Origin of the sequence: Microbacterium sp. SORGH_AS_0888 (assembly GCF_030818905.1) — a bacterium.
Taxonomy (GTDB): domain Bacteria; phylum Actinomycetota; class Actinomycetes; order Actinomycetales; family Microbacteriaceae; genus Microbacterium.
Genome location: NZ_JAUTAZ010000001.1, coordinates 71,545 through 95,911, shown reverse-complemented (window position 1 = coordinate 95,911; position 24,367 = coordinate 71,545). Strand labels below are relative to the sequence as shown.

Here is a 24,367-nt window from a genome sequence, read left to right as displayed (position 1 = left end):
GCGGGCATCCGCCGACCCTGAGGGATGTCGGTGCCCGATGCGAGGATGAGCGCATGCGGTTGCGCACCACCTCGCCAGAACGGACCTATCGGTACCTCCGCCTGGGCATCGTCGGCGTCGTGCTCCTGCTCGGCGTGTCGCTCGCCGTCCAGTCCATGACGGGCGGCCCCCTCGGCTCGGTGAGCGCCGCCTACTACACCCCTGCGCGCGACGTGTTCGTGGGATGCCTGTGCGCCGTCTCCCTCGCGCTGCTGGCGCTGTCGGGCCGCAGCGTCGAACAGGCGCTCCTCGACCTCGCGGCGCTGTTCGCGCCCGTGATCGCCTTCGTCCCGACGCCGATCGCCCCGGGGGACGTCGCCGCGGTCGGGTGCGCGGCGACGACGGCGCCGTGCGTCCCCGCCGCCGCACAGGGCGGCATCGACAACGCCATGCTCTCCCTGGCCGTGCTGGGCGCGATCGGGCTGGCCGGCGCCCTCGCGCTGGCGATCGCTCAGGGCACGCTGTCCTGGCGCCTCGGCCTCGCGCTCACGGTCGCGGGCCTGGTCATGGCGGGCTTCGTGCTGTGGTGGCGGCTCTGGCCACGCGGGTTCGTGACGGGCGCCCACGACGTCGCGACGATCGCGTTCTTCGCCCTCATCGCGGCGGTCGCGGTCGTCGCGGCGCTCCGGCCCGTGAACGCACGGCACCCGGCGGCCGTCCGCGCCGCCTACCTGGTGATCGCGGGCGGCATCGTCCTGTCGCTCGTGTTCCTGGTGACCGTGGCGATCGTTCGACGCTCGACCGCGAGCGGCGGCATCCCGCTGTTCTTCGTCGGCGAGGCGGTTGCGCTGGCGTTGTTCGCAGCGTTCTGGCTCGTGCAGACGGCGGAGCTGTGGGAGCGTCCGGATCCGGCGCTCACGCGGCGGCGAGGGCCTCGGCGACGGCTGCCGGCAACGCCGCTGCGACATCCAGGGCCGTGATGGGGCCGCCCGCCGGCTCCCCCTGACGCGCCGCGGCGAGCACGCCCGCGCGACCGTGCAGCCAGGCCGCGGCGGCCGCGGCATCCGCGAGAGCGGCCGCGTCGGGCCGCCCCTCGGCCGCGCGGCCCGCGACGAGAGCGCCCAGCGCCCCCGCCAGGACGTCGCCGGTGCCGGCGGTCGCGAGCCACGGCGTGCCCGCGGCGATCCGCCGCACTCCGCCCGAGGGATCGGCGACGAGCGTCGTCGCCCCCTTGAGCAGCACGACCCCGCCGAGCGAGGCGGCGGTCCGGGCGGCCGCCGCGGCACGCTCGGTGAGATCCGCATCCGGCGCGACGGGAGCGAGCCCGAGCAGGAGCCGCAGCAGGTCGTGCTCGCGCGCGTGCGGCGTGACGATGACGGGCGCCGTGGCCGTCGGCGCGAGATCGAGCGCTCCGGCGTCGACGATCACCGGATCGCTGCCGGCCAGCACCTCCGCCAGCTCCGCGGTCTCCGCGCCCGAGCGCGCGGCCGCATCCGTGCCCGAGCCCACGACCCAGGCCTGCACCCGGCCCGCCGCGGTCACCGTCTCGGGGCGACGGGCGAGGACGAGGTCGGCCGCGCGGGCCGGTCCGAGGAAACGCACCATCCCCGTGCCGGCGCGCCATGCCGCCTCCACCCCGAGCACGGCCGCACCCGGATAGGCCGGCGAGCCGGTGCGGATGCCGACCACTCCGCGTGAGTACTTGTCGTCGGTGGGACGCGGCGCGCGCAGCGACCGCGCCGTGTCCGCCGCCGTCCAGGGCGTCATGCGGTCCATGTGGTTCACCCTAGGCGTCTCAGCGGCCCCGGCGGGTGGCGTCCTCCACCTCGCCGACGAGCTCCTCGATCACGTCCTCGAGGAACAGGACCGCCGTCGTCGTGCCCGCGGCATCCCTCACCCGAGCGAGGTGGCGCCCGGCGCGGCGCATGAGCGCCAGGGCGTCCTCGAGGTCGGTCGTCTCGAGCACCGGCACCATGTGGTGGATGCGCTTGGGCGGGATCGGGCGGACGAGGTCCGCCTCGCCCTCCGCGACCCGCAGCACGTCCTTCAGATGGACGTAACCGATCGGCTCGCCGGCCTCGTCGACGATCACGTACCGAGAGAAGCCGTGCTTGGCGACCGCACGCTCGATCTCGGCGGCGGTCGTCGTCGTGGGCAGCGTCACGAGATCGGCGAGCGGCAGGGCGACCTCCTTCGCCTTCTTCTCCGTGAACTCGACGACGGCCGTCACGGTGCCGGAGCTGTCATCGAGCACGCCTTCGATGCGCGACTGGTTGACGATCGTCGCGACCTCCTCGAGCGTGAACGTGGACGCCGCCTCATCCTTCGGCTCCACTCGGAAGAGCCGCACGATGTGATTGGCGGTCCAGTTGAGGGCGACGATGATCGGGTGGAAGGCCTTCGAGACCCACACGAGCGGCGGCGCGAGCATCAGCACGGCGCGGTCGGGCAGCGAGAAGGCCATGTTCTTGGGGACCATCTCGCCGAACACCACGTGCAGGTAGGAGACCACGAGGAGCGCGACGACGAAAGCCGTCGCGTCGACGGCGGTCTCGCCCCAGCCGGTCCAGCCGAGCGGAACCGCGAGCAGGTGGTGGATCGCCGGCTCGGACACGTTCAGGATCAGCAGCGAGCAGATCGTGATGCCCAGCTGACAGGTCGCGAGCATGAGCGTCGCGTGCTCCATCGCCCACAGCGCCGTCTTCGCCGTGCGCGATCCGCGTTCGGCGAGCGGCTCGATCTGCGAACGGCGCGCGGAGATGACCGCGAACTCGGCGGCGACGAAGAACGCGTTGAAGGCGAGCAGCACGACCAGCCACGCGATTCCGGCCCAGTCGCTCATCGTGCACCCCCTCGCTCGGCGCGATCGGCATCCGTCGCGGCGTCCGCCGGAAGGGGGCGCGGCACGAACCGGATGCGGTCGACGCGGCGCCCCTCCATCCGCACGACCTCGAGCGTTCCATCGTCGATCTCGACGGCGTCGCCCGGACCCGGGACGCGCTCGAGCACGCTCATGACATACCCGCCGACGGTGTCGTAGACCTCGCCCTCCGGGACACGGATGCCGGTGGCCGCCTGCAGCTCGTCCGGGCGCAGGCTGCCCGGGAAGGTCAGCGAGTCGGTGCCGCGCACGACGCCGGCGCGGCGCCGGTCGTGCTCGTCCAGGACCTCGCCCACGATCTCTTCGACGAGGTCCTCGAGCGTCACGACACCGGCCGTCCCGCCGTACTCGTCGACGACGACGGCCATCTGGTAACCGCGGGCGCGCAGCTCGGTGATGAGTGCGCCGAGATGGACCGTCTCGGGCACGCGCAGCGGCTCGCTCGCCAAGGCGCCGACGGGCACCTCGCCGCGACGCTCGCGCGGCACGCCGATCGCCGCTTTCAGGTGCACGATTCCGATGATGTCGTCCATCGACTCCCCCACGACGGGAAAACCGGCTGTGTCCCGTATCGCGGGCACGCGCGACGACCGTCTCGGCGGGGTCGTCGGCTCCCACGGCGTGCACGCGCGGGCGCGGGGTCATGACGTCGGCGGCGGTCAGACGGGCGAACGTGAGACTCCGGTCGAGAAGCGACGCCGTGTCCTCCTCGAGCACGCCCGCGCTCGCCGACCGGCGGACGAGGCTCGAGAGCTCCTCCGCGGTGCGCGCCCCCGAGAGCTCCTCCTTCGGCTCGATGCCGATGCCGCGGAGCACGGCGTTCGCACTTCCGTTGAGGACGAAGATGGCGGGGCGGAACACGGTCGTGAAGGCGACCTGGAACGGCATCACGAGCTTCGCCGTGGCCCGCGGGACCGCCAGCGCGAAGCTCTTGGGAACGAGCTCGCCGATGATCATCGAGAACACGGTCGCGATGCCGATGCCGACGAACGCGGCCAGCGGGACCCGAACGGTCGCCGGCAGCCCCCATCCTTCGAAGACCGGACCGAGCAGGCGCGAGATCGCGGGCTCCATCGTGTAACCGGTGAGCAGCGTCGTCAGCGTGATCCCGAGCTGGGCGCTCGAGAGATGCGTCGAGGTGATGCGCAGGGCGTCGATCGTCAGCGAGAGCCGCGACTCACCGGCATCCCGCCGAGCCTCAAGATCGGCGCGGTCGAGGTTGACCAGCGCGAACTCGCTGGCGACGAACAGACCCGTGCCGATCGTGAGCAGGAGCCCCACACCCAACATGACGTAGTCCATCACGCATCACCTCCCTGACGGGAGGAGGGGAGGTGGGGCCATCGTCTACTAGGAGGGTCGTCCATCGTCGCTCCAGTCTATGCGACCGCGTCCGCGCGGGCCCCCGCCGTTCCACAGCCCCTCTCCCCCCCCCCCCACCCCCACCCCACCCACGCGCGTCGCGCGTTCGCACCGATTTCGTGCAGCTCGCCTGCCTTTTCGCGGCGCGGCTGCACGAAAAGGGCGCGATCGTGGGGGGCTGGTGGGCGGGGCGGGCGGGAGGGCTGCGCAGCGAGTTCTCCACAGGGCGGTCCGCAGCGCGAGCCGTCCACGGATAGCCCGCCGCGGCCCCGACACGGATGCGGTGGCGCGACCCTCGTCGCATGCACATGGATCTCGACCTGCCGGTGGATGTCGTCCGCCGCTACGAACGCCTCGACCCGATCGACGGGCGACGGCTGAAGCGGGCGATCGAGTCCGGCGAGTGGGTGCGGATCGCCGCCGGGGTGTTCGTGCCCGGGGATCAGTGGCGTGCGCTGCTGCCGATCGAGCGCCACCGCGTCCGCGTGCTGGAGGCCATGCGACGGCTGACGCGGCCCACGACCTTCGTGCTCTTCGCGGCCGCCGCGTTCTGGCGCATGGACGTCCTCGGTCCGTGGCCGACGCAGGTGGATGTCGCCGCCGCCGGATCCCGTGGCGGCCGGGCGACCGGCAGCATCCGGCGCCACGCGGTGAGTCCTGACGCGCTGGCCGTGATCGCTGCCGGCGGCCATTCGGTGACCACGCCGGCGCAGACCGCGACCGACATCGCGCGGGCGCTCCCTCACCTTCGCGGCGTGACGGCGATCGACCAGGCGCTCTGGGTCGGGCGTCCGGGCGGACCGCTCACGACGCGGCGCGAGCTGGAGCTCGCCCTCGACCGTGGTCCCGCACGGCGCGGGCACGTTCGCGCACGGCTCTCGGTCGCCGCCGGCGAGGACGGCGCCGCCAACGTGCGGGAGACGCAGGCGCGGGTCGAGATCATCCGTCTCGGGTTCCCCCGGCCCCGGCTGCAGGAGCGTCGCCTGCTGCGCTCCGGCCGGCTCGTGTTCGGGGACATGTACTTCCCCGACGCCGACCACTGGCTCGAGGTGGACGGCGACGGAAAGTACCTCAGCCCGGAGTTCACCCATGGCCGGGCGCCGGAACGGATCGTCCTCGACGAGAAGGCGCGAGAGAACGAGATCCGGCGCGAAGTGCGGGGCTTCAGCCGGCTCGGGGCGCGCGACGCCGATCATCCGCGAACGCTGTACGACATCCTCGCCTTGGACGGCCTGCGCAGCGCGCTCCCCCGCCCCTGAGACGCGCTGTCAGCCCGGTCCGCGCGCACATTGCCCAGCAACCCGGGGTGGGCTACCAGCTCACGGGCAGCGCCTTGCCCTCCTCGTAGCCGGCCGCGGACTGCAGGCCGACCAGGGCCCGCTCGTGGAACGCCGCGACGGTCGGGGCCCCCGCATAGGTGAACGAGGAGCGGACACCGGAGGTGATCATGTCGAGCAGGTCCTCCAGGCCCGGGCGGAGCGGGTCGAGGTAGATGCGCGAGGAGGAGATCCCCTCCGCGAACAGCTCCTTGCGCGCGAGCTCGTAGGGGTCGAGGCGGCCGAACCGGGCCTGCACGGCCTTCGTCGACGCCATGCCCCACGACTCCTTGTACACACGCCCGTCGGCATCCGTGAACAGCTCACCCGGAGCCTCGATCGTGCCGGCGAACCAGGAGCCGATCATGACCGAGGAGGCGCCCGCCGCCAGTGCCAGCGCGACGTCGCGCGGATAGCGCACGCCGCCGTCGGCCCACACATGCGCGCCCTGCGCGTGCGCGGCCTCGGCGGTCTCGAGCACGGCGGAGAACTGCGGGCGGCCGACGGCGGTCATCATGCGCGTCGTGCACATCGCCCCGGGACCCACCCCCACCTTGAGGATCGTCGCGCCCGCGGCGACAAGGTCGTTCACGCCGTCGGCCGTGACGATGTTGCCCGCCGCGATCGGCAGCCCCAGCCCCAGCCCGGACACCGTGCGCAGCGCACGCAGCATGCCTTCCTGGTGGCCGTGCGCCGTGTCCATGACGAGGACGTCGACGCCCGCCGCGGCCAGCGCGCGCGCCTTGGCCTCGACGTCGCCGTTGATGCCCACCGCCGCGGCCACGATGAGGCGTCCCTCGGCGTCGACGGCGGGACGGTAGAGGGTCGAGCGCAACGCGCTGCGTCGCGAGAGGGTGCCGACGACGTAGCCGTGCTCCAGCACGCAGACCGTCTCGGCGTCGATCTGGACGAGCAGGTCGAACGCCGCGCGCGCGTCGGGCACGTCGGCGGCGTCGAGGGATGCCGGGCGCGCGTGGGCCAGGTCGCCCAGGGTCGCGTCCGCCAATGCCGTGGACAGGCGCGACGCCGCCACGATCCCGACCACATCGTCGATGTGGAGACGCTCGCCCGTCACGGATGCCACGACGATGCCGTGGCCGGGGGTCGAAGGCAGCAGCCGCGACGCGTCGGCGACCGTCGCCTCGGGCGGCAGCACGAGCGGCGTGTCCCACGGCACCGGCTGGCGCTTGACCCACCGGATCGCGGCATCCAGCTCCTGCAGCGGCATGTCCTGCGGGAGGACGCCGAGTCCCCCGCGGCGGGCGAGGGTCGCCGCCAGCCGCGCCCCGGTGACGGAGTTCATGTTGGCCGAGACGAGCGGGATCTGCGCGCCTGTCCCGTCGCCGGGGGCGAGGTCGACGTCGAGGCGGCTCGTGATGCCCGAGCGCCTCGGCACGAGGAACACGTCGGAATACGTGAGGTCGACGGTGGGCAGCGGTCCGGAGAAGTCCATGTCTGTCAAGGTTAGCGATTCCTGACGGTCGCGATAATCACGCGGGATCGATCACGGCCGACGTCCGGTTTTCCCGGCTCATCGCAGGGAGACTGGGCTACGATGGGTCACCGCGTGTCCATGCCATGAAGGCCCGGTCAGCGGCCAACGAATCTCACGAAAGAGGCGATCTTCAGTGTCGAGCCAAGTGACGGGCGTCGGGGTGTCGAGCGAGGGAGAGTTCGGGGCCAACGAATGGCTCGTCGAGGAACTCTACGAGCAGTACAAGATCGACAAGAACTCGGTCGACAAGTCCTGGTGGCCGATCCTGGAGTCGTACACCCCCGTCGCCGTCGGTGCGCCCGCCGCGGGTTCCGAGCCGAGACCGGTCACGGCGCCCATCCCGGTCATCGGCACGAAGCCGGCCGCGCGCACGACGGCCAAGCCGGCCGCCCCGCAGCCGATTCCCGCCCAGGCACCGGCAGTGGCCCCCTCCGACCCCACCGCCGCCGTCGCGGAGGACACCGTCACGGTCCTGCGCGGGATGACCAAGACGCTCGCCGCGAACATGGACGAGTCGCTGACCGTTCCCACCGCGACGAGCGTGCGCACGGTCCCCGCCAAGCTGATGATCGACAACCGCATCGTCATCAACAACCACATGGCGCGCACGCGCGGCGGCAAGGTCAGCTTCACGCACCTCATCGGCTGGGCGCTGATCCAGGCGCTCAAGGAGTTCCCGAGCCAGAACGTCTTCTACGCCGAGGTGGACGGCAAGCCCTCGGTCGTCGCGCCGGCCCACATCAACCTCGGCATCGCGATCGACCTGCCCAAGCCCGACGGCAGCCGCGCGCTCATGGTGCCGAGCATCAAGCGCGCCGAGTCGCTGACCTTCAACGAGTTCCTCGCCTCTTACGAGGACCTCGTCAAGCGCGCCCGCGCGAACAAGCTGACCGCGGCCGACTTCCAGGGCACGACGATCTCCCTCACCAACCCGGGCGGCATCGGCACGGTGCACTCGGTCCCGCGTCTCATGAAGGGCCAGGGCTGCATCGTCGGCGCGGGCGCCCTGGAGTACCCGGCGGAGTTCCAGGGCTCGAGCGAGAAGACGCTCGTCGAGCTCGGCATCGGCAAGACCATCACGCTCACGAGCACCTACGACCATCGCGTGATCCAGGGTGCGGGCTCGGGCGAGTTCCTCAAGAAGGTGCACGAGCTGCTCATCGGGCAGCGCGGCTTCTACGACGACATCTTCGCCGCGCTGCGCATCCCCTACGCCCCCATCCACTGGGCGGGCGACATCAACGTCGACCTCGCCGAGCGCGTCGACAAGACCGCGCGCGTGCAGGAGCTCATCAACGCGTTCCGCGTGCGCGGGCACCTGATGGCCGACATCGACCCGCTCGAGTACGTGCAGCGGACGCACCCGGACCTCGAGATCGAGAACCACGGGCTCACCTTCTGGGACCTCGACCGCGAGTTCGTCGTGGGCGGGTTCGGCGGCCGGCGGCTCATGAAGCTGCGCGATGTGCTCGGAGTGCTCCGCGACTCCTACTGCCGCACGATCGGCGTCGAGTACATGCACATCCAGGACCCGGTGCAGCGCAAGTGGTTCCAGGACACGATGGAGGTCAAGTACCAGAAGCCGGGTCACGACGAGCAGCTGCGCATCCTCGCCAAGCTGAACGAGGCCGAGGCGTTCGAGACCTTCCTGCAGACCAAGTACGTCGGTCAGAAGCGCTTCAGCCTGGAGGGCGGCGAGTCGCTCATCCCGCTGCTCGACGAGGTGCTCCAGGGCGCGGCGGATGCCGGGCTCGACGGTGCCGCGATCGGCATGGCCCACCGCGGCCGCCTGAACGTGCTGACGAACGTCGCGGGCAAGACCTACGGGCAGGTGTTCCGCGAGTTCGAGGGCACGACGCTGCCGGGCAACAAGCGCGGCTCCGGCGATGTCAAGTACCACCTCGGCACCGAGGGCACGTTCGTGTCCGACCAGGGCGCGGAGATCCCGGTGCTGCTGGCCGCCAACCCCTCGCATCTCGAGGTCGTCGACGGCGTCCTGGAGGGCATCGTCCGCGCCAAGCAGGACCGCAAGCCCATCGGCACGTTCGCCTGGCTGCCGATCCTCGTGCACGGCGACGCCGCCTTCGCAGGCCAGGGCGTCGTGGTCGAGACCCTGCAGATGTCGCAGCTGCGCGGCTACCGCACGGGCGGCACGATCCACATCGTCGTCAACAACCAGCTCGGCTTCACCACGCTCCCCGTCGACGGCCGCACCTCCGTCTACGCGACGGATGTCGCCAAGACCATCCAGGCGCCGATCCTTCACGTCAACGGCGACGACCCCGAGGCCGTCGTCCGCGCCGCGCACGTCGCGTTCCTGTACCGCCAGGAGTTCCACCGCGACATCGTGATCGACCTGGTGTGCTACCGCCGACGCGGTCACAACGAGGGCGACGACCCCTCGATGACCCAGCCGCTGATGACGAACCTGGTCGAGGCGAAGCGGTCGGTGCGGCGCCTGTACACCGAGTCGCTCGTGGGCCGCGGTGACATCACCGAGGAGGAGTACGAGCAGACCAAGCGCGACTTCCAGGACCGTCTGGAGATCGCGTTCGCCGAGACGCACGCGGCAGAGACCGGCACGACGGATGTCGTCACGGCCGACGCCGCGGACGGCGACGAGGTCTCGGGCGAGCCGGACACGACCGGGGTCTCGACCGAGGTGGTCCAGCTCATCGGCGACGCCTTCGTGACCAAGCCCGCGGGCTTCACCGTGCACACGAAGCTCCAGCAGCTGTTGGAGAAGCGCCACGCCATGAGCCGCACGGGCGGCATCGACTGGGCGTTCGGCGAGCTCCTGGCCTTCGGCACGCTCGTGCTCGAGGGCACGCCGGTGAGGCTCGCCGGCCAGGACGCACGACGGGGCACGTTCGTGCAGCGTCACGCGGTGTTCCACGACCGGGTCAACGGGCAGGAGTGGCTGCCGCTGGTGAACCTCTCCGAGAACCAGGGGCGCTTCTTCGTCTACGACTCGCTGCTGAGCGAGTACGCGGCGATGGCGTTCGAGTACGGCTACTCGGTCGAGCGGCCGGAAGCGCTCGTGCTGTGGGAGGCGCAGTTCGGCGACTTCGCGAACGGCGCGCAGACGCTGATCGACACCTATCTCTCCTCGGCATACCAGAAGTGGGGACAGCAGTCGAGCGTCGTGCTGCTGCTCCCCCACGGCTACGAGGGCGCGGGCCCCGACCATTCCTCGGCCCGGATCGAGCGGTTCCTGCAGATGTGCGCGCAGGACAACATGATCGTCGCGCGCCCCTCGACGCCGGCATCCTACTTCCACCTGTTGCGCCGTCAGGCCTATGCGCGTCCGCGCAAGCCGCTGATCGTCTTCACGCCGAAGGCGATGCTGCGGCTCCGGGACGCGACCAGCCCGGTCGAGGACTTCACGCAGGGACGTTTCGAGCCGGTGCTCGACGACGACCGACAGCTCGACCGCCAGGCGGTGCGGCGTGTGCTGCTGCACTCCGGAAAGATCCACTGGGATCTGCGCAGCGAGCTGGAGAAGCACCCGGACCCTGCGATCGCGCTCGTGCGGCTCGAGCAGTTCTACCCCGCGCCGATCGACGAGCTCAACGCCGTGATCGACGCCTACCCGAACGCCGAGCTCGTGTGGGTCCAGGAGGAGCCGGAGAACCAGGGCGCGTGGCCGTTCATCGCGCTCGAGGTCGTGAAGTTCCTGCACGGTCGGACGATCCGGGTGGTCTCGCGGGCGGCCTCGGCCTCGCCGGCGGCGGGATCGGCGAAGGTGCACGCGATCGAGCACGCGGCGCTCATGGAGAAGGCCCTCGCGATCTGAGCCGGTCGCGCGCGTCTGGGGCTCGGCGTCAGCCGGCGGCGAGCCCCAGACGCGGCCCGAGCGAGTCGATCGCGAAGCGGAGTCCGAGATCGAGCGCCGGCCCGGTGTGGTTGACCCCCGGAAGGGTGGTCTCATAGACCGTGAAGCCGGCCGCCTTCGCGGCGGCTGCGTTGGCGACCTGTCCCGGGCCGAACGTGGCGTCCTGGTCGCCATGGGTGAACACCGCCGCGTGCCCGCCGTAGGAGCCGGCGTTCCTCGTCAGCCATGAGGTCGGGCGAGCAGCCTCGAAGGCGGCCGCGTCTCCGCCGAACACCTCCTGGGTGGTCTTGGCCACGTGCTCGGAGCCGGGGTACTCGTTGCCCGAGACATCCATGAGGTTGCCCCACAGCTGCGGATACTGCGCCGCGTAGGCGAACGCGCAGGCGCCGCCGTTGGAGTACCCCCCGATGACCCAGTAGGCGGGGTCGTCGACGATGTTGAGGTGCGTGCGGGCGTAGGCGGGGACATCGGTGTTGATGTACGTCGACACCTTCCCGTACTTGTCCGAATCGTGGCATGCGGGATCCGCGTTGATCGACCCCAGCTGATCGACCACGATCGCGATCGGCGCGAGTCCGTGGTGCGCGGCGGCGAAGGCGTCCAGCGCAGCGGCCAGGCTCGTCGGATCGGGCGTGCCCGGCTGCCCCATCATGAAGACGATGAGGGGCAGCTTCGGCGGATGCGCGACGAGCGCCGCGGGCGGCAGGTAGAGAGCGGCGTCCCGCGCGGCGAACCCCGTGTCGGGGATGCGCTCGGCGTCGCTCAGCGCGCTGACCCGCCCCTTGGCGGGCATGTCCGCGGGCGGGGTCCAGGTCTGGAAGAGCGTGGCGGGATCGTCGCTGCTCGCCGTGGCCGCGGGCAGCGGCGCCGACTCGAGCGCCTGGATGCCGAGGATCGTGGCGAGGGTGTGGGTCAGCCCGTAGGAGCGGTTGACGCCGAGACCCGCCGCCACGAGCGCGACCAGGACCAGCACGACCGCGAGGGCGCGCCGCCACCACGGCCGGGAGAACGCACCGACGACACCGACGGCCGCGAGCGCGAACCCGCCCGCGGCCCAGATCGAGGCGCTGCCCGGGAGGGGACCGTCGAACGCCCCGAGCGCCTCGAGCCCGATGACGGCGACGTAGCCGCCGATCGCGCCCACGGCGAGCGCGATCAGCAGCCGCCAGCCCCGCCAGGGGCGGACGAGGACGACGACGAGCGCCAGCGCGACCGCGAGCGCGACGAAGATCCACACGATCGGGCTGTTGATCAGCTCGAGCGTCAGCAGCCACTGTCTCATCTCTCACTCCCTCGGGCGGCACGGGCGACCCCCCACACATCGCGGGCGTCGGCATCCGGAAGATACGCGCGACCGATCGCGACGCCGATGAGCGGCAGCTGCATCGGGTCGCCGTAGGCGAGGTGGATCGTGCGGTACTCGGGGTGGAACTTGCTCTTGAACCGGAACAGCGAGGCGAAGCCGTACACGGGCTCGAGCACCTCCGCGAGCTGTTCGAGGAGCGCGGCGAGCACGGTCTGCGAGCCGGGACCGTCGGGCTTGGTGGCCAGCGGCGCGCCGGAGAGGCTGAGCTCGGTGAGCCCGTCGTCCTTGGCCCGCAGCGCCGCGCGCGCGATGACGAACTCCATCAGCCCGTTCGGCCCGTCCGGGCGGCGCCGCATGAAGTCCAGCGTCCATCCGGTGAGCCGTCCGTCGCACCACGAGGGCATCCAGCTGGTCACGACCTGGATGCGCCCTTCCGCGTCGACGGCGAGCAGCAGCGCGACCTCCGGGTCCTTCGCCTCCTCGAGCGACCCGAGAGTGAACCCCATCTCCGGCAGCGCCCGATCGGCGACCCACTGCTCGTCGATCTCCTCGATCTGGGAGATCTGTGCCGCGGTCAGGTCCTGCCATCGGGTCCAGACGTCCACGATGCCCTCGCGTTCGGCGCGGGTCATCGGCTGGCGGACCTTCTGCCACGCCTTCCCCGTCATCGTGAGGTCGGCGAGCACCATGACGGTCTCCTCGCCGACGGAGGTGTGCTCCCACCCCATCTGTTCGAACACCGGCAGGAACTCGTCGTGGATGCTGTAGAACACCGGGGTCCAGCCGTGCGAGATGCAGTGATCGACGAATCCGCCCACCGTCCGCGCGCGGTGCGCCGGGACGGTCAAGGGGTCCGCGATGGCGATCGCGACGTCCCCCACGAGCCGGTAGGCGACGGCCGACTGACGATCCTCGCTGTACCAGTAGCTGTTCCCGTGCCAGGTTCCGATGAAGCCGAGGGTGCCGCCGCCACGACGGAGGAGGTCGCGGTAGAGGGCGGCATCCGCGTGCGCGCCGCTGCGGACACGGCGGTAGAGCCGCAGCATGCCGACCACGACGACGCACCAGAAGGCGACTCCCACCCACTGGTAGATGAACAGCGCCACGCCGCGCCGCGGGTAGGGCGGCTGCCCCACGCCCTGCAGGAACGCCGGCGGCACGAACCTCCGGATCATCTCGACGAGGATGTCGCCGAGCGAGGGCAGCACGTCGAACGAGGCGCGCTCGGTCCAGGACGCCGCCACGAACAGGGCCGCGCAGAGCACGAACGCGAGCGCCACCGCTCCGGCGAACGCGCGCACGGCGCGGGAGGTCGCCCGCACCGGGAACCGGCGCCGGAGCACCACGAGGCTCACGGCCGCCGCCAGCGGCACGCCGATCGAGGCGATCCCCCACATGACGTACTGCAGCCCGCTGCCGTCGACCCAGCGGTCGATGTACAGCTCACCGCTGAGCAGCGAGTACACGGCCAGACCGGCCAGGAGCGTCTCGACCGCGACGGCGAGGACCAGACCCGCCCTCCGCCCCTGCCGCAGTCCGAGCGCTGCGACCAGGAGCAGCACCAGCGGGACGAGCGCGAGCGCCGTGGGACCCGCGCCGTGCGTGACCAGGAGCGCGAGCTGGTGGTCGCAGCGCGGCGTGTACGTGACGGCGCACGTGTCGATGAGGTGCTGGTTGAACTCCGCGAAAGAGGACACCACCAAGGAGAGCGGTCCGCGCCCGCCGCCGCCGACGAGAGCCGCGAAAGGACCGAAGCCGGTGACGGCCACGAGCGCAGCCATGAGCGAGCGGGTCTCACGGACCGAGGAGCGGTGCCAGGGATGCCGTTCCCGCCCACGAGCAAGCACCATCCCGAGCACGAGCCCGACGAGCGCGACCGCGAGTCGGTACCACGCGTCGACGTCGCCGGCGTAGAGCGCGAACATGAGCAGGACGGCGAAGCCGATGAATCGGATCCGGCGCCGCCAGAGCGCGGACGAGAACGCCGTGGCGGTCATGGCGGCGCCCACCACGGCGATCGCGGGGTCGAGCACGGGCATCTCGTCGATCTCGACCGGGCCGAGCTCGGTGACCACCCAGAGGCCGGCATGGATGCCGATCGACACGCCCACGCCGACGAGGGTCGTGCACAGCATGACCCAGATCGTGCGCCGATGACCGAGCACCGCCTCGGCGTAGGCGAGCACGGTGACGCTGAGCAGAAGCGCGAGCACCGTGTCGATCGTCGAGTCGGGGACGGCCGCCACCGTCAACGGCGTCCACCAGCGGCCGTCGGCGAACACCGCCAGCGGCCCCGTCCCCCAGAACGACGCATCCGCCCCCCAGAGCGAGCCCGTCGCGACCGAGGTGACGAGGATCAGGGCCGCGAAGCCGAAGGCGACCGGATGCGCCTGCACGTAACGTCGCAGCAACCGTCCCCGAAGGCGGGCACGCCGAGGCGCCGCCTCACCGGTTGTCGCTCGCACTCAACCCTCCGTCGCACAGTGCCGCGGACACATTACCGTCCGTTCCCGTGCGCTCGCCGAGGCCGGGCTCACCTGCGAGGTGTCAGTGGTGGGTCGCCTGGACCTCTCGCAGCCGCGCCAGCACCTGGATCCGGAGGTCTTCGGGTGCCGTCTCCTTGCACGCGCGCGCGACGACATCGGTCAGCGTCCGCGCCACCAGGGCCTCGTCGCGGCAGGCCTCGCACGTGGCGAGGTGCTCGGTGATATCGGTGTGCTCGGTGTGGCACACCTCGTTGCGCAGGTACTCCTCGAGGTCCCGCCGGGCCTTGTCGCAGCCGCAGTCCGTCATTTCTTGCTCCTGGATGACACGGGGGTGATCCCCCGCTCGTGTGCGTAATCGGCGAGCAGCTCACGCAGCATCCTCCTGCCACGGTGCAGGCGGCTCATGACCGTGCCGATAGGGGTTTTCATGATGTCCGCGATCTCCTGATACGCGAAGCCCTCCACGTCCGCGAGGTACACCGCCAGGCGGAAGTCCTCCGGGATCGCCTGCAGCGCGTCCTTCACGACGGATGCCGGCATGTGGTCGATCGCCTCGGCCTCGGCCGAGCGGGCGCTCGTCGCGGTGGTCGACTCGGCGCCCCCGAGCTGCCAGTCCTCGAGCTCGTCGATCGCTCCCTGGAACGGCTCACGCTGCTTCTTGCGATACGTGTTGATGTAGGAGTTGGTGAGGATGCGGTAGAGCCAGGCCTTCAGGTTCGTCCCCTGGGTGAACGTCGCCCACGAGGCGAAGGCCTTCACGAACGTCTCCTGCACGAGGTCCGCCGCGTCCGCGGGATTGCGGGTCATGCGCATCGCGGCGGCGTAGAGCTGATCCATGTAAGGGAGCGCCTGCTCCTCGAACTGGGTGCGCACCTCTGCCTGCTCGTCCATCATGGGAGAGTCTACGGCCGCGGTATCCGGCCGCTGCAGCGTCGCGATCACACACATCCCCTCCGACGTCCCGGTGACGCCCTCGGTAGTCTGGAACCGATGAGCACACTTCGGTATTCCCCCTGGACCGCACCGACCGCCACCGAGCCGGTGAAGGCGTCCGTCTCCGTGCCGGGATCCAAGTCGCTCACCAACCGCGAGCTGGTGCTCGCCGCGATCGCCGACGGCCCCGCGACCGTGCATGCGCCGCTGCACTCCGACGACTCCGCGCGCATGATCGAGGCGCTCCGCGCCCTCGGGGTCGGCATCGACGAGGTGCCGGGCGAGGGCGAGTTCGGGCCCGACCTGCGCGTGACTCCCCCCGCACGGTTCGCCGGGGGCGGCACGATCGACTGCGGACAGGCCGGCACCGTCATGCGCTTCGTCACCCCGTTGGCGGGGCTCGCGGACGGCGACGTGGCCGTGACGGCGCACGAGAGCGCCCTCCACCGGCCGATGGGCGAGATGATCCGCGCCCTCCGCGATGCCGGGGTCGACATCGACGACGGCGGCACGTGGGCGCTCCCGTTCACGGTGCGCGGCCGCGGCCGCATCGCCGGCGGCGAGGTAGAGATCGACGCGAGCGCCTCGAGCCAGTTCGTCTCGGGCCTGCTGCTCGCCGCCTCGCGCTTCGACGTGGGGCTGCGCCTGCGGCACCGCGGAGCCCGGCTGCCGAGCATGCCGCACATCGAGATGACGATCGAGTCCCTCGCCCACCGCGGCGTGCACGTGGAACGAGCGGGCGTCGGAGAATGGCTCGTGCCTCCGACGGTCCCGCACGGCAAGGACGTCGTGATCGAGCCCGATCTCTCCAACGCCGCCCCCTTCCTCGCCGCGGCGCTGGTGACGGGAGGCAGCGTGTCGGTGACGGGCTGGCCCGCCCATTCGACGCAGCCGGGCGTGCAGCTGCCGGAGCTGCTGGCCGCGTTCGGCGCGCGGACGTCGCGGCGCCGCGGCGCGCTGACCGCGACGGCGGGTGACCGCATCCAGGGCGTCGACCTCGACCTGTCCGCCGTGGGCGAGCTCACCCCGACTCTCGTCGGGCTGGCGCTGTTCGCGGACGGCCCCTCGACGTTCACCGGCATCGGTCACATCCGCGGGCACGAGACCGACCGGATCGCGGCGCTCGTGGCGAACGTCCGGCGGATGGGCGGCCACGCAGAGGAGCTGCCCGACGGCATCCGCGTCGTTCCGCGCGCGCTGACGGGCGGTGTGTGGCAGGCCTACCACGACCACCGGCTGGCGACGACGGGGGCGCTGGTCGGCCTCGCGGTCCCGGGGGTCTCGGTGGACGACATCGGCTCGACCGGGAAGACCATGCCGGAGTTCCCCGACCTGTGGGCGCAGATGCTGGCGGAGCCCGTGCGCGAGGCGACGGATGCTCGGTAGCCGCACACGGGGTGGGCACGGCGCATCCTCCTCCCGGAGAAAGCCGGGCCCCGCGTGAGCTGGCTCCCTCCGGACGACGAGGACGACGAGCCGGAGTACGACGAGACCGCCTTCCGCGTGCGTCCCAACCCCAAGGCGAACCGGCCCCGCACCAAACGCCGGCCGGCCCACGCGGACGCCGAGACGGCGAGGGTCCTGGGCGTCGATCGCGGACGCTATGCCGTGCTGGTCGACGAGGACGGCCCCGACGAGCGCGAGGTCGTCGCCACCCGCGCGCGCGAGCTGCGGCGCCAGCCGATCGTGACGGGCGACCGCGTCCGCGTCGTGGGCGACACGAGCGGCGCCGAGGGAACCCTCAGCCGCATCGTGGGCATCGAGCCGCGCGCGACCCTGCTGCGGCGCAGCGCCGACGACACCGACCAGGTCGAGCGCGTCGTCGTCGCGAACGCCGACCAGATGCTCGTGGTGGTCGCCGCGGCGGACCCCGAGCCGCGGGAACGGCTCGTGGACCGCTACCTCATCGCGGCGCTGGATGCCGGCATCCGGCCCCTCCTGGTCGTCACCAAGACCGACCTCGCCGATCCCTCCGACTTCCTCTCGCACTTCGCCGGCGTCGATCTGGAGGTCTTCACGAGCCGCCGCGGCGACATGCCGCTCGAGCGCATCGGCGCCGCGCTGGCCGGACACTCCACGGTCTTCGTCGGGCACTCCGGGGTGGGCAAGTCCACGCTCGTGAACGCGCTCGTGCCGACCGCTGGACGCGCGACCGGCCACGTGAACGAGGTCACCGGACGCGGCCGTCACACCTCGTCCTCGACCGTCTCCCTGCGCTACCGCGGCGCGACGGGCACGGGGTGGGTCATCGACACCCCCGGCGTGCGCTCGTTCGGGCTCGGCCACGTGGATCCGGCCAACATCCTGCGGGCCTTCACCGATCTCGCCGAGGTGGCCGAGCAGTGCCCGCGCGGCTGCACGCACCTTCCCGACGCCCCCGACTGCGCGATCGCGGAGGCCGTCGCGGAGGGACGCCTCGGCCCGACGGGAGCCGCACGGCTGGACTCGCTGCAGCGGCTGCTCACGACCTTCGCCGGACGGTGAGCCGGGCCTAGGCTGGTCGTATGACGCTGCAGCCCGGAGACACCGCCCCGACGTTCACCCTCCTCGACCAGGACGAGCGCCCGGTCTCGCTCGCGGACTACCGCGGGCAGCGGGTCATCCTCTACTTCTACCCCGCCGCGATGACGCCGGGCTGCACGACGCAGGCATGCGACTTCCGCGACAGCATCTCCGCGCTCGCGGGGGCGGGATTCGCCGTGCTCGGGGTCTCCCGGGACGAGCCCGCGAAGCTGCGGCGCTTCCGCGAGCGCGACGGGCTCACCTTCCCGCTGCTCAGCGACCCCGACCACGCCGTGCACGAGGCGTACGGCGCGTGGGGCGAGAAGCAGAACTACGGCAAGACGGTCACGGGCGTCCTGCGCTCGACCTTCGTGATCGACGGCGACGGCCGCATCGAGCACGCGCTCGTGAACGTCAAGGCCACGGGACACGTCGCGCGTCTGCGCAAGCTCCTCGGCGTCGACGCCTGAGGCGCCCCTCAGCGCGGACGCCGACGGCCGGCACGCACGACGGCGACGACGAGAAGGACGAGCGTCACGACGGCGGGCGCGGCGATGCCCAGCCCGAGGATCGGATGGGCGTAGGCGTCCGTCGCGGCGCCGCCCGCGACCGCCAGCACGAGCACCTGCGTCACGATGCCGCCGGAGCGACCCCAGGAACGGTCGCGCAGCGTCGCGACGCCGAAGGCGATCACGGCGGCCGCGCCGACGAGCGTGAGCACCAGCAGGGCCACGGCGCTCGTCGGCGAGTCGGTGTCCCCGCCCGCGAGCGCGGCCCCCTGCCACAGCGCGAGCGCCACGATCGCGGCGCCCTCGATGAGCAGCAGGATCCCCGCGAGCCACTCCACCAGACCCGTCTTCATCCGCTGGTCTCCTCTCCGGATGCGTCGCCCCGCCCGTCCGCACGAGGCCCGTCGATCAGGGTGAACGCTGTGAAAACAGCCGGAGAACCCTTGTCAAGGTGATGTCACTGTGCGACGATGGACGGCGTCGTGTGCTCCCACAGCGAGGTGGGGCGGGCTTTGACCCGCACACCGAAAAGAGTAACGGACTCGTCTTCGTGCTCTGACACCCCCACCCGAAAGCTTTCATCCTGAGGAGCACAACTATGGATTGGCGCGACAAGTCCGCCTGCCTGACGGTCGACCCCGAACTGTTCTTCCCGGTCGGCAACACCGGCCCCGCGGTCGACCAGATCGAAAAGGCCAAGGCGGTGTGCGCGCGCTGCACCGTGACCGAGGTCTGCCTGCAGTACGCGCTGGAGACCGGCCAGGACTCCGGCGTCTGGGGCGGTCTGAGCGAGGACGAGCGCCGCGCCCTCAAGCGCCGCGCCGCTCGCGCGCGCCGCGCGTCCTGAGCCGCGCCGCGCGCCCGGCTCAGCCCCGGTCTCGCTCGATGTAGCGCAGCGGGATGTCGATCGTGACCTCCGTGCCGCTGCCCATGATCGTGTGCCAGTCGATCGTGCCGCCGAGCTCGCCCTGAATGAGCGTGCGGACGATCTGCGTGCCGAGACCGCGTCCGACCTGCCCCTCCGGCAGGCCGACGCCGGTGTCGCGCACACGCACCTCGAGGCGCTCCCCCGTGCGCTCCGCGGCGATCTCGACCTCGCCCTCCTGACCCGCCAGGCCGTGCTCGACGGCATTCGTGACCAGCTCGGTCAGCGCGAGGGCCAACGGGGTCGCGTACTCGCTCGGCAGCGTGCCGAACGATCCGGACTTGCGCGTACGGGCACGGGTGTTGGGAGCCGCGGCGACCTCCGCGACGAGCTTCAGCACCCGTGAGAACACGTCGTCGAAATCGACGCTCTGGGTGAGCCCCTCCGAGAGCGTGTCGTGGACGACGGCGATCGCCGCCACACGACGCGTCGCGTGAGTGAGCGCGTCGCGCGCCTCGTCGGAGTGCGTCCGACGTGCCTGGATCCGCAACAGCGAGGCGACCGTCTGCAGGTTGTTCTTGACCCGGTGGTGGATCTCTCGGATCGTGGCGTCCTTGGTGATGAGCTCCTGCTCCTGGTGGCGCAGCTCGGTGACGTCGCGACACAGCACGATCGCGCCGATGCGGGTGCCGTGGTCGCGCAGTGGGATGGCGCGCAGCGACACGGTCACCCCGCGCGCCTCGACATCCGTGCGCCAGGGGGCCCGACCGGTCGCCACGACCGGGAGCGACTCGTCGAACTGACGCTTCTCCGGCAGGATCCGGGTGATGACCTCCACGAGCGGCTCCCCTTCGAGCTCGTCGTCGAATCCCATGCGGTTGAAGGCCGAGAGCGCGTTGGGGCTCGCGAAGGTCGTGACGCCGTCGACGTCGATGCGGATGAGGCCGTCCGAGGCGCGCGGCGCGCCCCGGCGGGGGGCGGTGGGCGCGGCGAGGTCCGGGAACTCGCCGGAGGCGACCATGCCGAACAGATCGTCGGCGCAGTCGTTGAAGGTGATCTGCTGACGCGACGGGGTTCGCGCCTCTCCGAGGTTGGTGTGCCGGGTGAGGACGCCGATCACGCGCGGCGGTGTGTCGCCGCGGCCCGGCTGGCGAACGATCGGCACGGCGCGCACGCGCGTCGGGGTCTCCTCGAACCAGTCGGGCGAGGCGGAGTCGACGATCCGCGCGCCCTGGTACGCCTCGCGCACCTGAGCACGCCACTGCGGCCGCACCCGGTCCCCGACGATGTCGCGGTAGAACAGCGTCGCCGCACCGCCGGGCCGCGTGTGCGCGACGGCGACGTAGGAGTCATCCGGCGTCGGAACCCAGATCACGATGTCCGCGAACGCGAGATCGGCCAGCAGCTGACCGTCTCCCGCGAGGCGGTGGAGCCATTCCACGTCGGCGGGGTCGGAGAACCCCTGGGCGTACACGAGGTCGGAGAGCGTCGACACGGGACCAGCCTATGCGCACCGGCGGCGGCGATCAGCGCGCGGCGGCGAGGGCGCGTCGCGCCGCCCTGCGAGTCGTCGGCAGAGCCGCGCTCGGGCTCAGCTCCGCCGCCACCCGCCGGACCGCGGCGACCAGCGGTGACCGTGCCGCGACCTCGGAGACCGGGCGCGCAGCCAGGCGCGCGGCGTCGGCCGCCCGCGGGTCGTCGGGCACGAACAGCACGTCGGTGAGGTCGGCGTAGCGCTCGAGCGTGCGGCGGATCTGCCCGCGGGCGTCGAGGCCGACGGCGCCCGCACGCAGCCGGTTGACCACGACCGTCACCGGCACCGGGCCGACCGCGGCCCGCAGCTCGGTGTAGCCCCGCACGAAGCGGGCGATCCCGACCGGCTCCGCGGCGGCGACCGCCACGACACGATCGCAGGCGGCGAGCGTCGCAAGCGTCGCCGCGTTGCGGCGCGGCCCGTCGGCGAGGTCCGACACGATCTCCTCGTCGCGCTCGAGCGATGCCGCGACGTCGACGATCGTGGTCCTGGCCCAGGACCGGCACGCGCCGAGGACGGCCGATATCCGCCGCGCGGACAGCTCGGGCCACCGTGCGGGGCGGTTGATGCCCACCAGGACGCTCACGTCGCGCCCCGCGATGGCCAGCGGGACGCTGATGCGCGAGAGCTCCGCATGATCCAGGCCGCCGAGCTCTGCCTGCCGGCAGGCGGCGGGCAGCCCCGGCCCTTCGTCCGGGAGCGCCAGGGCCTGTGCGATGGAGGGCGCGTGGGCGTCCGCGTCGACCAGGGCCAGGTGGCGGCCGTCCCGGGCGAGCTCCGTCGCGAGCTCGATCGCGATCGTGGTCCGTCCGGGCGCGCCGTGCGGGCCCCAGACCGCGATCGTGGCAGGGTCCTCGACGCCCGCCGTCGAGGCGGCGGGACGGGAGCGGAGGATCGCGACGGCGAGGCGCCGCGGCCCGAGCCCGGGCGGCAGGGGCTCGGCGAGCCCGAAGCCGGCGGCACGCCGCGCCCCGTCCGGCTCCGCCGCGACCGGCACCACGCGCACGCCGGCGCGATCGGCGAGCGCGACCAGCTCCGCCGTCAGGAGCTCACGGCTGGCGGGGACGACGACCAGCTCCGCGTCCGCGAGGTCGGGAAGGGATGCCGGCGCCCGGGCGTCGACGATGCCCGACACCGTGGCACCGCGGGCGGTGAGCTCCGCCGCGACGCGCGACGCCGTGGGCTCGGGGAGCACGAGCACGACCCGGGTCATCGCGCTCCCCCGCCCGCCGGCACGACCGAGAGCATCGACTCGTCCGACAGCGCGCCGAGGAGCTCGGCGAGCGCGGCGCGGGGCACGACGAGCTCGACCGAGTCGGCGGTCGCGGAGCCGAGCGCCTCGCTCGCGACGACGCGGGAGACCACGGCGTCGGCGACGAGGACGCGCGGGATCCCGTGATCGCCCTCGGCCGTGCGCGGCGCGGCCCACACCTCGACCGGCGCTCCGGGCGCGACCGCGGCCGGGACGCGCATCGAGGACGGCACGACGACCGTCGTCGTGCGCGCCGCCTCCGCCGATCCCAGGGCCTCGAGCGGGACGAGCTCGCCCGCCGACACGGTGCGCACGACGACGGCGTCCGCGGCGGACGCTCCCGGCTTCGCGTATCGCTCGGCCGCCTGTCCGAGGGCGACCTCGGCGACACGGAGGTCGCCCGACGCGATCGTCTCGCCCGGCACGAGGGTCCGTGCCGCGACCAGCACCGGGGAGGTCTGACGGGCGGCCGCGACGACGAACCAGACCCCCGTGACGGATGCCACGACGAGAAGGATCCCGACGACGAATCGCGGGTCGATCCGGACCGATCGCGGCCGCGGCCGGGGTGCGCTGCTGCTCATGGCGACCATGCTCGCCCAGCCGCCTCCGTGGCGTCGAAGGTTATCCACAACAGGTTCCGCGAACGGCCCTCGCAGTGCCTCGGACGACGGATAATCGACGCATGCCCGAGCCGACCGCGTTCGAAGGACGCCATCTCGCTCCCGCGGATGTCGCCGATGCCCTGGCGATCTCCGTCGACGAGGTCATCGCGCTCGTCCTGGACGGCCGCCTGCGCGGTGCGCGGCTCGGCTCGCCGGCGCAGTGGCGCATCGACGAGCGCAGCGTCGTCGACTATCTCGACGACCAGGCGGAAGAGGCACGCCGGATGGCGCTGTGGCGCCAGTCGAACGCGGCGAGCTTCCCGGAGCTGTGGGGCCAGGGCCCCGTCCGCAGCCCCGACTGACCTCGCACGCCTCAGGCCGGACGCTCGTACAGCCGCATCCAGCCGATCGCCGCGAAGGGGAGCAGGCGGAAGCCGGTGACCTCGGCGGCCCGGCGCGGCACGTCGGGATCGTGACGGGCGAGATCGAGGTGGTCGGCGCCGGCGCGGTCGATCGTCCCCGTGAGCACGGCGCCGTCGAGGCGATGGATGCCGACCGTCACCCGCCGCCGAGCGAGGTCTCGTGCGACGAAGCCGAAGCTCATCCGTTCGGCCAGCGACCGCGGCGTGCGCGCGTCCTCCCGCGCGCTGTGGAGCAGCCCCTCCTGGTCGATCGCGAGCGCCGCGATCGCGTCGGTGCGGACGACCCCTGCGGCGCCCCCGTCGAGGTCGACACCGAGCCAGTCCTCGCCCGCAGCCGTCAGCGTGCCGCGCAGCGGCTCTCCCCCGACGACCTCGATCGTCGCGGCGTCGCCGACGAGGGCGCGCAGGCGCGATCGCAGCGGCAGGCGGGCGAGCCGTAGGCGCTCCGCCTCGGTGTCGAGCACGGCGCGCTCCGCCTCCCACTCCGACGCGAACTGCGTCTGGAGGTCTTCGAAGAGCCGTTCCCATCGCACGCGCCGACATTAAGGCATTGCGGGAGCAAGATGAGAACTTTTCCACAATCGCACATCGCCCCGTGGTCGGCCGATTGACTGATCCCGCGTACGCCCCACAAAAGAGCGAGGTGACCATGTCCTCTTCACAGCAGATGCCCGCGGCTTCGCTTCACCGACGGTTGGTCTCGGAGGACTTCTTCGCACCGCAGCCGACCTCCTCGTCGGAGCTCCCCGACCCGGAGCCGCTCCTGCGCAACCTCACCCAGGGCGTGCTCGAGACGCTCGCGGGCGTGCGCGACCTCGATCAGCTCGCGCGCTGGCTGACGGAGGAGGCGTACCGCGCGCTCCTCGTCCGCGTGAACCTCGCGATCCGCGCCCGGAGCGCCCGCGGAGTGCCGGCCGCGCGCCCCGTGCACAGCATCGTGAGCGTGCGTCACTCCTCGCCCGCGGACGGCGTGGTGGAAGCCGTCGTCGTCGTCGCGGCCCCCGCACGCACCCGCGCGGTCGCCATCCGGCTCGAAGGGATGGACCGGCGCTGGCGCGCGACATCCCTCGCCCTGCTCTGAGCGG

At 72.1% G+C, this 24,367-nt stretch carries 21 protein-coding genes and 1 pseudogene; 9 read left to right on the top strand and 13 right to left on the bottom strand.

From position 1 onward, the window contains the following. The first annotated feature begins 53 nt into the window (after positions 1-53). Complete coding sequence (locus QE381_RS00425) at positions 54-959, top strand: hypothetical protein (RefSeq protein ID WP_307214500.1); 906 nt, start codon at positions 54-56, stop codon at positions 957-959. Here QE381_RS00425 and QE381_RS00420 read toward each other — a convergent pair. The 3 genes and pseudogenes from QE381_RS00420 to QE381_RS00410 form a co-directional block, all read right to left on the bottom strand. Beyond that, entirely contained in the window at positions 895-1,755 is an 861-nt protein-coding gene (locus tag QE381_RS00420; protein ID WP_373426879.1) for an NAD(P)H-hydrate dehydratase, read from the bottom strand. The genes QE381_RS00425 and QE381_RS00420 overlap by 65 nt on opposite strands. Before the next feature lie 19 nt (positions 1,756-1,774). Then, on the bottom strand, positions 1,775-2,821 hold the full coding sequence (locus tag QE381_RS00415) for a hemolysin family protein (RefSeq protein ID WP_307214498.1): 1,047 nt from the start codon (positions 2,819-2,821) through the stop codon (positions 1,775-1,777). Next, positions 2,818-4,162: pseudogene (locus QE381_RS00410) on the bottom strand (hemolysin family protein). The gene QE381_RS00415 and the pseudogene QE381_RS00410 overlap by 4 nt, the downstream one beginning before the upstream one ends. Before the next feature lie 362 nt (positions 4,163-4,524). On the opposite strand from QE381_RS00410, the gene QE381_RS00405 reads away from it, so the two are divergent. Then, positions 4,525-5,481 carry a hypothetical protein gene (locus QE381_RS00405; RefSeq protein ID WP_307214497.1) on the top strand — a complete coding sequence of 319 codons (957 nt, stop codon included), beginning with the start codon at positions 4,525-4,527 and terminating at the stop codon, positions 5,479-5,481. A gap of 52 nt (positions 5,482-5,533) precedes the next feature. On the opposite strand, the gene QE381_RS00400 is transcribed toward QE381_RS00405, so the two are convergent. Continuing rightward, positions 5,534-6,991, bottom strand: a complete 1,458-nt coding sequence (locus tag QE381_RS00400) for a GuaB1 family IMP dehydrogenase-related protein (RefSeq protein ID WP_307214495.1) — start codon at positions 6,989-6,991, stop codon at positions 5,534-5,536. A 175-nt stretch (positions 6,992-7,166) separates the two neighbouring features. Between QE381_RS00400 and QE381_RS00395 the strand changes: the two genes are divergently transcribed. Beyond that, positions 7,167-10,829, top strand: coding sequence for a multifunctional oxoglutarate decarboxylase/oxoglutarate dehydrogenase thiamine pyrophosphate-binding subunit/dihydrolipoyllysine-residue succinyltransferase subunit (locus tag QE381_RS00395; RefSeq protein WP_307214493.1), 3,663 nt, complete (start codon positions 7,167-7,169; stop codon positions 10,827-10,829). A 28-nt stretch (positions 10,830-10,857) separates the two neighbouring features. On the opposite strand, the gene QE381_RS00390 is transcribed toward QE381_RS00395, so the two are convergent. The 4 genes from QE381_RS00390 to QE381_RS00375 all read right to left on the bottom strand — a co-directional run bounded on the left by QE381_RS00390 (position 10,858) and on the right by QE381_RS00375 (position 15,554). Beyond that, on the bottom strand, positions 10,858-12,150 hold the full coding sequence (locus QE381_RS00390; RefSeq protein ID WP_307214491.1) for an alpha/beta hydrolase-fold protein: 1,293 nt from the start codon (positions 12,148-12,150) through the stop codon (positions 10,858-10,860). Continuing rightward, positions 12,147-14,639, bottom strand: coding sequence for a bifunctional lysylphosphatidylglycerol flippase/synthetase MprF (locus tag QE381_RS00385; RefSeq protein ID WP_307214489.1), 2,493 nt, complete (start codon positions 14,637-14,639; stop codon positions 12,147-12,149). The genes QE381_RS00390 and QE381_RS00385 overlap by 4 nt, the downstream gene beginning before the upstream one ends. Positions 14,640-14,721: 82 nt before the next feature. Further along, complete coding sequence (locus QE381_RS00380; RefSeq protein WP_307214487.1) at positions 14,722-14,967, bottom strand: anti-sigma factor; 246 nt, start codon at positions 14,965-14,967, stop codon at positions 14,722-14,724. Then, the gene (locus tag QE381_RS00375) at positions 14,964-15,554 is read right to left on the bottom strand and encodes a sigma-70 family RNA polymerase sigma factor (RefSeq protein ID WP_307214485.1); all 591 of its coding nucleotides are present in this window, start codon (positions 15,552-15,554) and stop codon (positions 14,964-14,966) included. The genes QE381_RS00380 and QE381_RS00375 overlap by 4 nt, the downstream gene beginning before the upstream one ends. A gap of 96 nt (positions 15,555-15,650) precedes the next feature. Between QE381_RS00375 and aroA the strand changes: the two genes are divergently transcribed. From aroA to bcp, 3 genes are read left to right on the top strand one after another with little or no spacing between them, the layout of a single operon-like run. Beyond that, the gene (aroA, locus tag QE381_RS00370) at positions 15,651-16,979 is read left to right on the top strand and encodes a 3-phosphoshikimate 1-carboxyvinyltransferase (RefSeq protein ID WP_307214483.1); all 1,329 of its coding nucleotides are present in this window, start codon (positions 15,651-15,653) and stop codon (positions 16,977-16,979) included. Between the two features lie 54 nt (positions 16,980-17,033). Beyond that, positions 17,034-18,077 (top strand): ribosome small subunit-dependent GTPase A, encoded by a 1,044-nt coding sequence (gene rsgA, locus QE381_RS00365; protein ID WP_307214481.1) that lies wholly within the window; start codon positions 17,034-17,036, stop codon positions 18,075-18,077. Positions 18,078-18,097: 20 nt separating this feature from the next. After that, positions 18,098-18,565, top strand: a complete 468-nt coding sequence (bcp, locus tag QE381_RS00360; protein WP_307214478.1) for a thioredoxin-dependent thiol peroxidase — start codon at positions 18,098-18,100, stop codon at positions 18,563-18,565. An 8-nt stretch (positions 18,566-18,573) separates the two neighbouring features. Here bcp and QE381_RS00355 read toward each other — a convergent pair whose 3' ends face one another. Beyond that, the gene (locus QE381_RS00355) at positions 18,574-18,957 is read right to left on the bottom strand and encodes a histidine kinase (protein WP_307214476.1); all 384 of its coding nucleotides are present in this window, start codon (positions 18,955-18,957) and stop codon (positions 18,574-18,576) included. A gap of 245 nt (positions 18,958-19,202) precedes the next feature. Between QE381_RS00355 and QE381_RS00350 the strand changes: the two genes are divergently transcribed. After that, positions 19,203-19,451: a WhiB family transcriptional regulator gene (locus QE381_RS00350; RefSeq protein WP_047542656.1), complete on the top strand. Its 249-nt coding sequence runs from the start codon at positions 19,203-19,205 to the stop codon at positions 19,449-19,451. A gap of 19 nt (positions 19,452-19,470) precedes the next feature. Here QE381_RS00350 and QE381_RS00345 read toward each other — a convergent pair whose 3' ends face one another. Genes QE381_RS00345 through QE381_RS00335 form a run of 3 tightly spaced genes read right to left on the bottom strand, consistent with a single transcriptional unit; the run spans position 19,471 to position 22,839 of the window. Continuing rightward, complete coding sequence (locus QE381_RS00345; RefSeq protein WP_307214472.1) at positions 19,471-20,964, bottom strand: sensor histidine kinase; 1,494 nt, start codon at positions 20,962-20,964, stop codon at positions 19,471-19,473. A gap of 31 nt (positions 20,965-20,995) precedes the next feature. Further along, complete coding sequence (locus tag QE381_RS00340) at positions 20,996-22,216, bottom strand: hypothetical protein (RefSeq protein ID WP_307214470.1); 1,221 nt, start codon at positions 22,214-22,216, stop codon at positions 20,996-20,998. Then, positions 22,213-22,839 carry an SAF domain-containing protein gene (locus QE381_RS00335; RefSeq protein ID WP_307214468.1) on the bottom strand — a complete coding sequence of 209 codons (627 nt, stop codon included), beginning with the start codon at positions 22,837-22,839 and terminating at the stop codon, positions 22,213-22,215. Before QE381_RS00335 ends, QE381_RS00340 begins: the two co-directional genes overlap by 4 nt. A gap of 101 nt (positions 22,840-22,940) precedes the next feature. Between QE381_RS00335 and QE381_RS00330 the strand changes: the two genes are divergently transcribed. After that, a complete protein-coding gene (locus QE381_RS00330; RefSeq protein WP_307214466.1) occupies positions 22,941-23,222 on the top strand; it encodes a helix-turn-helix domain-containing protein in 282 nt (93 codons plus the stop codon). Positions 23,223-23,233: 11 nt separating this feature from the next. On the opposite strand, the gene QE381_RS00325 is transcribed toward QE381_RS00330, so the two are convergent. Beyond that, the gene (locus QE381_RS00325; RefSeq protein ID WP_307214464.1) at positions 23,234-23,815 is read right to left on the bottom strand and encodes a hypothetical protein; all 582 of its coding nucleotides are present in this window, start codon (positions 23,813-23,815) and stop codon (positions 23,234-23,236) included. 116 nt (positions 23,816-23,931) lie between these two features. Here QE381_RS00325 and QE381_RS00320 point away from each other — a divergent pair, with 116 nt between their 5' ends. Continuing rightward, positions 23,932-24,363: an Rv3235 family protein gene (locus QE381_RS00320; protein WP_373426878.1), complete on the top strand. Its 432-nt coding sequence runs from the start codon at positions 23,932-23,934 to the stop codon at positions 24,361-24,363. Positions 24,364-24,367 lie beyond the last annotated feature (4 nt).

Coding starts and splice junctions, on each gene's coding strand:
- QE381_RS00425 (WP_307214500.1), top strand. CDS start 54: ATGCGGTTGCGCACCACCTCGCCAGAACGGACCTATCGGTACCTCCGC.
- QE381_RS00420 (WP_373426879.1), bottom strand. CDS start 1,755: ATGGACCGCATGACGCCCTGGACGGCGGCGGACACGGCGCGGTCGCTG.
- QE381_RS00415 (WP_307214498.1), bottom strand. CDS start 2,821: ATGAGCGACTGGGCCGGAATCGCGTGGCTGGTCGTGCTGCTCGCCTTC.
- QE381_RS00405 (WP_307214497.1), top strand. CDS start 4,525: ATGCACATGGATCTCGACCTGCCGGTGGATGTCGTCCGCCGCTACGAA.
- QE381_RS00400 (WP_307214495.1), bottom strand. CDS start 6,991: ATGGACTTCTCCGGACCGCTGCCCACCGTCGACCTCACGTATTCCGAC.
- QE381_RS00390 (WP_307214491.1), bottom strand. CDS start 12,150: ATGAGACAGTGGCTGCTGACGCTCGAGCTGATCAACAGCCCGATCGTG.
- QE381_RS00380 (WP_307214487.1), bottom strand. CDS start 14,967: ATGACGGACTGCGGCTGCGACAAGGCCCGGCGGGACCTCGAGGAGTAC.
- QE381_RS00375 (WP_307214485.1), bottom strand. CDS start 15,554: ATGATGGACGAGCAGGCAGAGGTGCGCACCCAGTTCGAGGAGCAGGCG.
- aroA (WP_307214483.1), top strand. CDS start 15,651: ATGAGCACACTTCGGTATTCCCCCTGGACCGCACCGACCGCCACCGAG.
- bcp (WP_307214478.1), top strand. CDS start 18,098: ATGACGCTGCAGCCCGGAGACACCGCCCCGACGTTCACCCTCCTCGAC.
- QE381_RS00355 (WP_307214476.1), bottom strand. CDS start 18,957: ATGAAGACGGGTCTGGTGGAGTGGCTCGCGGGGATCCTGCTGCTCATC.
- QE381_RS00350 (WP_047542656.1), top strand. CDS start 19,203: ATGGATTGGCGCGACAAGTCCGCCTGCCTGACGGTCGACCCCGAACTG.
- QE381_RS00340 (WP_307214470.1), bottom strand. CDS start 22,216: ATGACCCGGGTCGTGCTCGTGCTCCCCGAGCCCACGGCGTCGCGCGTC.
- QE381_RS00335 (WP_307214468.1), bottom strand. CDS start 22,839: ATGAGCAGCAGCGCACCCCGGCCGCGGCCGCGATCGGTCCGGATCGAC.
- QE381_RS00330 (WP_307214466.1), top strand. CDS start 22,941: ATGCCCGAGCCGACCGCGTTCGAAGGACGCCATCTCGCTCCCGCGGAT.
- QE381_RS00320 (WP_373426878.1), top strand. CDS start 23,932: ATGTCCTCTTCACAGCAGATGCCCGCGGCTTCGCTTCACCGACGGTTG.